The sequence below is a fragment of the Pseudovibrio sp. POLY-S9 genome (genome assembly GCF_001431305.1).
Lineage (GTDB): Bacteria > Pseudomonadota > Alphaproteobacteria > Rhizobiales > Stappiaceae > Pseudovibrio.
Genome location: NZ_LCWX01000263.1, coordinates 65,158 through 72,500, shown reverse-complemented (window position 1 = coordinate 72,500; position 7,343 = coordinate 65,158). Strand labels below are relative to the sequence as shown.

Here is a 7,343-nt window from a genome sequence, read left to right as displayed (position 1 = left end):
TGCGCAGGGACTGGGCATTGTGGTCAAACCCGCCATAGTCCGCCATGCATTCATGCATCACGTCCTCGCCCTCATGCCCAAACGGAGTGTGTCCAAGATCATGCGCCAGCGCCAGACACTCCGCCAGATCCTCATCCAGCCGCAGCGCACGCGCCAGCGAGCGTGCAATCTGGGAGACCTCAATAGTGTGCGTCAGGCGTGTGCGGAAGTGATCGCCCTCATGGTACACAAAGACCTGCGTCTTGTGCTTGAGGCGACGGAAAGCTGCACTATGAATAATACGATCACGATCGCGCTGAAACGGCGTGCGTGTCGGGCTTTCCGGTTCTGGAAAAAGTCGGCCACGGCTGACTTCCGGATCAACAGCATACTCCGCCCGTGGCTGAGCACCGTATCCTAACGTCTTGACCATTCTTTATCCCCCGCCCCTTACAATCAGAAAATGCCCAGGTCATTCCCTGCGATTTTCGTATCACAGCAATGACATAACAGATGTAAAAGCCCTGTAAACAACCGCTTTCCCAAGCCAAATGTAATTTAGCAATAAAATACTATGGAAATTACCATGGAGACCACCTAAATTATAAGGCAAAGCGCATTCCCGAAAAGTGGCTACCGGTTTTCGGATAAGAATACGCAGATAAATAATCTTTAAAGCTGTTTAAGCAGCCCAAACCAAAAGCAAACAGCTTTAAAGAAAATACGCAAGCCGAAACAAGACTGAGCTTATGACCCAGACCCCTGAAAATACCGTCGGCTTGACCGACAAGGCCGCAAAACGCGTCGCCCAGATACTGGAAACAGAAACCAATGGCAGCATGCTCCGCATTTCTGTCGAAGGTGGCGGCTGCTCCGGTTTTCAATACAAGTATGACATCGTAAAAGAACAGGAAGATGACGACCTCGTCCTCGCCAAACTCGGCGCAACGGTTCTCATCGACAGCATCTCCCTGCAATATATGGCAGGGTCCGAAATTGATTTCGTAACAGATCTCATGGGCCAGTCCTTCCAGATCTCAAATCCTCAGGCCGCCGCCGGCTGTGGATGTGGCACAAGCTTCTCCATCTAAGATAAGCCAGTCGCACATCAGGGGAATAAGTTAAAAAGCGGGCGTGAATGCATCCCAAAGCAACCACGCCCTATTGGCTTCAAAGCCCCGCCCCATAAGAACGCAGTTTTCCCGCATTCCTTTCAAACCAACGCACATAGCAACGCAAACAAGTTATCCTCGTTCCGCGTAGAACTTGTTCCCTCCCATGCAAACACCCTCAGAGAAGCCTCATGCTGTCCTTTCAAAACGCACACAAGCTGGTTGTTTACGCGCTCTTGAGTATTGGCATACTGCAGATCGCAACATCACTCATAGCGAACTGGCATTTCGGCGTCTTTGCTTACACCGCTGATCAGTTTGTGACCCAGGCATCCGTCCTTGTGAGTTCATTTGCAATCGGCGGGCAACTCATTGCGCTGGCCTTTATCCTTGAGTACCTCAAAAGGCTTTTGGATCAGAAAGCCAAGTAAAGCAGCCTCAGGATTACCCGATAACGCTCGACAAGGCCTCATCCACACACACTTGCCCTGCCTGCCTTGCCCTCCTCAGACACCGTGCTAGAACAAATCAAGACACATATAGACCAAGCAGCCAGAGCGACTGCTGCAAACGCATTGATGCGCAGAGCTCTGACCTCACTGCTTTCTCGAAGGGAAACCCGATGAAAATCGCAAGCTGGAACATTAATGGCGTCAAAGCGCGGTTAGAAACGGTTCTCAAATGGCTCGAAGAAGAACAGCCGGATGTCGCCTGTTTTCAGGAAATTAAATCGGTTGATGAGAATTTCCCGCGCGCTCCGTTTGAGGAGCTGGGATACAATCTGGAAACCCACGGACAGAAAGGCTTCAACGGCGTCGCAATCCTCTCCAAACGCCCGTTTGAGGAGGTTAATCGCCGTTTGCCGGGTGAAGACGAAGACGAGCAAGCCCGTTATATCGAGGCCGTTATCGCCGGCGACAACGAACCAATCCGCGTGGGCTGCCTCTACCTGCCAAACGGCAATCCGGTAGAGACCGAAAAGTTCCCGTATAAACTGCGCTGGATGGACCGCCTTCACAAGCACGCCGTTAAGCAGCTGGAAAAGGAAGAAGCCTTCCTACTGGTTGGCGATTACAACGTCATTCCTGAGCCGGAAGACGCAAAGAAGCCAGAGGCTTGGGTTGGTGATGCTCTCTTCCGTCCAGAAAGCCGCCAGCGTTTCCGCGCCCTGCTCAACCTCGGCTTCACCGAAGCCGTCCGCGCCACCAACGCCACCGCCGGAACCTACACGTTCTGGGATTATCAGGCGGGCGCATGGCAACGTGACAACGGCATCCGCATCGACCACCTGCTGCTCTCACCAGAAGCCGCCCGCATCATGCAGGGCGTTGGCATCGACAAACACGTCCGCGGCTGGGAAAAACCATCAGACCACGTCCCGGTCTGGGTTGAACTCTCCGCTTAAATACCACGCTCGTTTTGAGCGTACCCTCCAAAAGTTCTGGTGGTGACCGCGCCACCAGCCCTCCTTATTTTTTCCATCCAAAACAAATAAACAGAAGTCTGGGAGGACATCTGATGGCTTGGCAACCAGCTGAAAATCGCTATGACACCATGAAGTACAACCGCTGCGGGAAGAGTGGCCTCAAGCTACCTGCCATTTCCCTCGGTCTCTGGCACAACTTCGGTGAAACCACCCCACATCAAACCAAACGCGAAATGTGCCGCACAGCGTTCGATCTGGGCATCACCCACTTCGACCTTGCCAACAACTACGGCCCGCCTCCAGGCAGTGCAGAAACCGCCTTTGGTGAGATCCTGCGTACCGACTTTGCCGGATACCGCGACGAGCTCGTCATCTCTTCCAAGGCGGGTTATGACATGTGGCCGGGACCTTATGGCGAATGGGGCAGCCGCAAGTACCTCATGGCCAGCTGCGATCAGTCCCTGAAGCGTATGGGGTTGGACTACGTCGACATCTTTTATTCCCACCGCTTCGATCCGGACACACCACTGGAAGAGACCATGATGGCCCTCGACCAGATCGTCCGTCAGGGCAAAGCGCTCTACGTGGGCATCTCCTCCTACAACTCCAAACGCACCAGGGAAGCAGCGAAAATTCTGAAGGAACTGGGCACCCCATGCCTGATCCATCAGCCAAGCTATTCCATGCTCAACCGCTGGGTAGAAGAAGATGGCCTGCTCGACACGCTGGAAGAAGAAGGCATCGGCTCCATCGTCTTTTCCCCTCTGGCGCAAGGCATGCTGACCAACAAATACCTGGGCGGCGTTCCGCAGGACAGCCGCGCGGGCAAACACGTTGGCTCCTTCCAGGAGAGCTTCCTCAACGAGACCACTCTGACCCACATTCGCTCGCTGAACGAGATTGCCGAGAACCGTGGGCAGACACTGGCCCAAATGGCGCTGGCATGGGTTCTGCGCAAAGGCCGCGTCACCTCAGCTCTGATCGGCACAAGCCGCAAGGAGCAGGTGATCGACTGCGCAGCCACCATCAACAATCTGGAGTTCACAGAGGAAGAGCTGACCGCCATCGATCAGTACGCCACAGAAGCCAACATCAACCTCTGGGCCCAATCCTCCGAACGTGAAGGCCCATCCCGCCCGGCGAAGAACTAGTAAAAGCCTACAAAGACAAATGGAGTGCGGACGTCAGGTTCGCACTCCAGATGAGAGGTCGAGGAAATTCCTTCAAGACCGCGGATCCAGCCCCTTCTCTTCAAAATATGCGATTGCTGTGTTCAGGCCGTTCAGGGCGGCGGGTACGCCTGCATAGACCGCCATTTGCCAGATAACTTCAAGGATCTCAGAGGGGCGTGCACCTGAGTTCAGTGTGTGCTCAATATTCATGACCAGTTGTGGCCCTGTATGCCCACCCATCGCTGTCAAAGCCGCAATACTGCACAATTGCCGGGTCTTCAGGTCAACCCCTTCCCGGCCATAGTGCTTGTCGTAGGCCCAGTCCACCACACTTTCAGACATACCGGGCACCGCAGCATCATATTTATCAGCAAGCTTCTTCTTCAGTTCAGGATTTAAAATACTCAGGACTTTCTCCGCATTCATAAGCCAGTCTCCTCAAGTCATAAACAACCGCCAGTCAGACTTGCCTAACTGCCTCCTCTTGAAAATCGGTGTGTTAATCACCGAGAAGTTGAGGTGATTGCCGCAAATACTCGCGCTGCAGCACCTTCAGCCCAGCCGGTACCTTAGGCTCGACAGACCGCCTAAGAAGCTGAAATTGTGAGAAAAGAGAGGCCCCTTACAAAACCGGCAGCACCTACTGTTTATTCCGTCTCAGATCTGCTAGGCATTTTTACGAGGAACACACTGGACTGCGGAGCCACTGGAATGCTTGAAGACCTTCAAACCCCTTGCCTTTTGCTTGATGAAACCGCAATGCGCCGAAACATCAAAGGCATGGCAGACAGGTTCAAACAGATCGGCGTTCCGCTGCGCCCACACCTCAAGACAGCCAAATCCATCGATGTCGCCCGGATACTGCAAGAGCACGGCGCAGACCGCTGGACCGTCTCAACGCTGAAGGAAGCAGAGTACTTTTCCTCCTTTGGCCTCAAAGATATCCTCTATGCCGTCTCCATCATCCCGCAGAAGATGGAACGCATCATGCACCTCAACCGCGCAGGCGCTCAAATGTCCATCTGTCTGGACAGTACCGAGATGGCAAAACACCTTGCTACCATGACACTGGATGGCCCAAAGCCCCGCGTCTATCTGGAGGTCGATGTAGACGGCCATCGCACCGGCGTGCAGGCAGATCAACAGCGCGCGGTAGATGTCGCCAGATTACTTGCAAACGCATCTAACGTGGAGTTCGCCGGCGTTATGGCCCACGGCGGCGGCGTGAGTTATGCAGCAAACGGCAAGCAGGAACTGGAAGCCGCAGCTGAACAGGAGCGCACAGCAACACTTGCAGTCAAAGACGCCATTCTTGAAGCAGGCCTGCCCTGCCCACACGTCAGCATCGGCTCCACCCCAACAGCCCTCTTCGGAACATCATTTGACGGAGTTTCTGATGTCCGCGCAGGGGTTTACGTGTTTCAGGATGTCTTTCAGGCCAATCTTGGCATGTGCGCCATGGAAGATGTGGCCGCAACTGTACTCACTAGCATCATCAGCCATGCCCCACACCTCAACCGCATCGTCATCGACGCTGGCGGATTGGCACTCTCCAAAGACCGCTCCTGCGCAAGCCAAAGCAATGACTGCGGTTTCGGCCTGCTAAGCGATGCAGACGGACACATCGACCCGCTGCTCTACGTGCAAGGTGTCAGCCAGGAGCATGGCTACATCACCACCAGAGACGGAAGCCCTCTTCCCTTCGAGCTGTACCCTCTGGGATCACAGCTCCGTGTTCTGCCCAACCATTCTTGCATGACTGTCGCCGCCTATGAAGGGTACCATATGATCGACGGAGACCATGAAGGAGAGTGGTGGCCGCGCTGTAACAGGTGGTAGGTCAACCCATTCCATCAATTATATCGGTCACATCTCATTGAGCCCTACAGATTGTCGCACTAGGAAATTGATTGGCAAAAGTTTTTTCCAATTGCGGCACTCTGAATCTCCCGTGGATATCACCGTTTACCAATCAAGATTTGTGGTGAAATTGAGTCTTTTTGGCCACCTCCAGGTGCTGCCCTGAACCGCAAAAGTCGATTTTCCACGCCCACCACTAATATTTCAAACATCGCATATCAGCTATGCAAAATTGACCTACCTACATTATACTTACTATAATGTACTTAGAGCGCACCTAAGTGAAAATGCGGGCGCCCTGTTACACTGTTTCGCAAACGCACAAATTCAGCACCTCCTAACACGTAATTTCCTAAGCAAATTCATAGGACTAGAACCATTCCAGACCTCCTTGCAACGCACACAACTTGAGCGAGTTATATCACCACCCACAATTGGTCGCCCAGTATCCAAAATGTATGCATTTGTATAATTCTGCCTTGCATTTTTTGCAGGTCTGCCAGCCATTTCGGAATTGACATAAATCAAGATGCGGCCCCACTTGAAGCGTACAGTCAATGTCAACAAGCACTGGACGCAAGGAAGCGTAACTCTCTGCAAGCCTTTGGAATTTACTTGTAGCACCACGCTAAATTGCTCAAATGATGAAGGACCTAAAAATGGGCGTTCACCAGAACATCGATAAAGCTACCGCCGACACTCTTCCTTTTCTGAAAGACGACGGACCCAAGGCTTACGCAGGTTTCAAAAAGGGTGACTGGAACAAAGAAATTGACGTGCGCAATTTCATTCAGCTCAACTACACCCCTTATGAAGGTGCTGACGACTTCCTTGCTGGCCCAACCGCTGCAACAACCAAACTCTGGGACAACGTTCTTGAGTTGATGAAAGAAGAAAACAAGAAAGGCGTTCTCGACGCTGACACTGAAGTTGTTTCTTCTATCGTTTCTCACGCACCAGGCTACATCAACAAAGATCTCGAAAAGATCGTTGGTTTGCAGACCGATGCCCCATTGAAGCGCGCTTTGATGCCTTACGGCGGCCTGAAAATGGCAGCAGCCGCTCTGGAGAGCAATGGTTACAAACTCTCAGAAAAAACCGCTGAGGTCTTCTCTAAGCACCGCAAAACACACAATGACGGTGTGTTCGATCTCTACACTCCGGAAATTCGCCGCGCTCGTTCCGCTGGCATCGTAACCGGCCTTCCAGATGCTTATGGCCGTGGCCGCATCATCGGCGATTACCGCCGCGTTGCGCTGTACGGCATCGACAAGCTGATGGAAGACAAGAAAGCACAGCATGCTTCCCTGGACGGCAACGTCCTGAATGAAGAAACACTGCGCCTTCGTGAAGAAATCTCAGAGCAGTACCGCTCCCTCGCTGAACTGAAGGAAATGGGCGCTGCACACGGCTGCGACATCAGCCGCCCTGCAGAAAACGCTCAAGAAGCTATTCAGTGGCTTTACCTCGGCTACCTTGCTGCGATCAAAGAGCAGAACGGTGCAGCCATGTCTCTGGGCCGCACAACCACCTTCCTTGACGTTTACATCCAGCGCGATCTGGACAAAGGCATCATCACGGAAGATGAAGCACAGGAACTGATGGATCACTTCGTCATGAAGCTCCGTATGGTTCGCTTCATGCGTACTCCAGATTACAACGCGCTGTTCTCTGGCGATCCGGTATGGGTAACTGAATCCATCGGTGGCATGGGCGTCGATGGCCGCACACTGGTCACCAAAAGCTCCTTCCGTGTTCTGCAGACCCTTGTGAACCTCGGCCCTGCACCAGAAC

Annotated in this window: 8 protein-coding genes; 6 read left to right on the top strand and 2 right to left on the bottom strand. The window is 53.1% G+C overall.

From position 1 onward, the window contains the following. Window positions 1-412: dGTP triphosphohydrolase (dgt, locus tag PPL9_RS34600; protein ID WP_244273511.1), on the bottom strand; the 412-nt coding region annotated here is incomplete at its 3' end. Between the two features lie 316 nt (window positions 413-728). On the opposite strand from dgt, the gene erpA reads away from it, so the two are divergent. From erpA to mgrA, 4 genes are all read left to right on the top strand, one after another. Next, window positions 729-1,070, top strand: coding sequence for an iron-sulfur cluster insertion protein ErpA (gene erpA, locus PPL9_RS30510; RefSeq protein ID WP_057466246.1), 342 nt, complete (start codon window positions 729-731; stop codon window positions 1,068-1,070). Window positions 1,071-1,282: 212 nt separating this feature from the next. After that, window positions 1,283-1,522 (top strand): hypothetical protein, encoded by a 240-nt coding sequence (locus PPL9_RS30505; RefSeq protein ID WP_057466245.1) that lies wholly within the window; start codon window positions 1,283-1,285, stop codon window positions 1,520-1,522. 191 nt (window positions 1,523-1,713) lie between these two features. Then, entirely contained in the window at window positions 1,714-2,496 is a 783-nt protein-coding gene (gene xth / locus PPL9_RS30500) for an exodeoxyribonuclease III (RefSeq protein ID WP_057466244.1), read from the top strand. A gap of 113 nt (window positions 2,497-2,609) precedes the next feature. Further along, entirely contained in the window at window positions 2,610-3,668 is a 1,059-nt protein-coding gene (mgrA, locus tag PPL9_RS30495; protein ID WP_057466243.1) for an L-glyceraldehyde 3-phosphate reductase, read from the top strand. A gap of 72 nt (window positions 3,669-3,740) precedes the next feature. On the opposite strand, the gene PPL9_RS30490 is transcribed toward mgrA, so the two are convergent. Then, complete coding sequence (locus PPL9_RS30490; protein WP_057466242.1) at window positions 3,741-4,115, bottom strand: carboxymuconolactone decarboxylase family protein; 375 nt, start codon at window positions 4,113-4,115, stop codon at window positions 3,741-3,743. Between the two features lie 285 nt (window positions 4,116-4,400). On the opposite strand from PPL9_RS30490, the gene PPL9_RS30485 reads away from it, so the two are divergent. Further along, complete coding sequence (locus PPL9_RS30485) at window positions 4,401-5,528, top strand: alanine racemase (protein WP_057466241.1); 1,128 nt, start codon at window positions 4,401-4,403, stop codon at window positions 5,526-5,528. Between the two features lie 680 nt (window positions 5,529-6,208). After that, a partial coding sequence (locus tag PPL9_RS31765) for a pyruvate formate lyase family protein (protein WP_280139096.1) occupies window positions 6,209-7,343 on the top strand: 1,135 nt, incomplete at its 3' end.

Coding starts and splice junctions, on each gene's coding strand:
- erpA (WP_057466246.1), top strand. CDS start 729: ATGACCCAGACCCCTGAAAATACCGTCGGCTTGACCGACAAGGCCGCA.
- PPL9_RS30505 (WP_057466245.1), top strand. CDS start 1,283: ATGCTGTCCTTTCAAAACGCACACAAGCTGGTTGTTTACGCGCTCTTG.
- xth (WP_057466244.1), top strand. CDS start 1,714: ATGAAAATCGCAAGCTGGAACATTAATGGCGTCAAAGCGCGGTTAGAA.
- mgrA (WP_057466243.1), top strand. CDS start 2,610: ATGGCTTGGCAACCAGCTGAAAATCGCTATGACACCATGAAGTACAAC.
- PPL9_RS30490 (WP_057466242.1), bottom strand. CDS start 4,115: ATGAATGCGGAGAAAGTCCTGAGTATTTTAAATCCTGAACTGAAGAAG.
- PPL9_RS30485 (WP_057466241.1), top strand. CDS start 4,401: ATGCTTGAAGACCTTCAAACCCCTTGCCTTTTGCTTGATGAAACCGCA.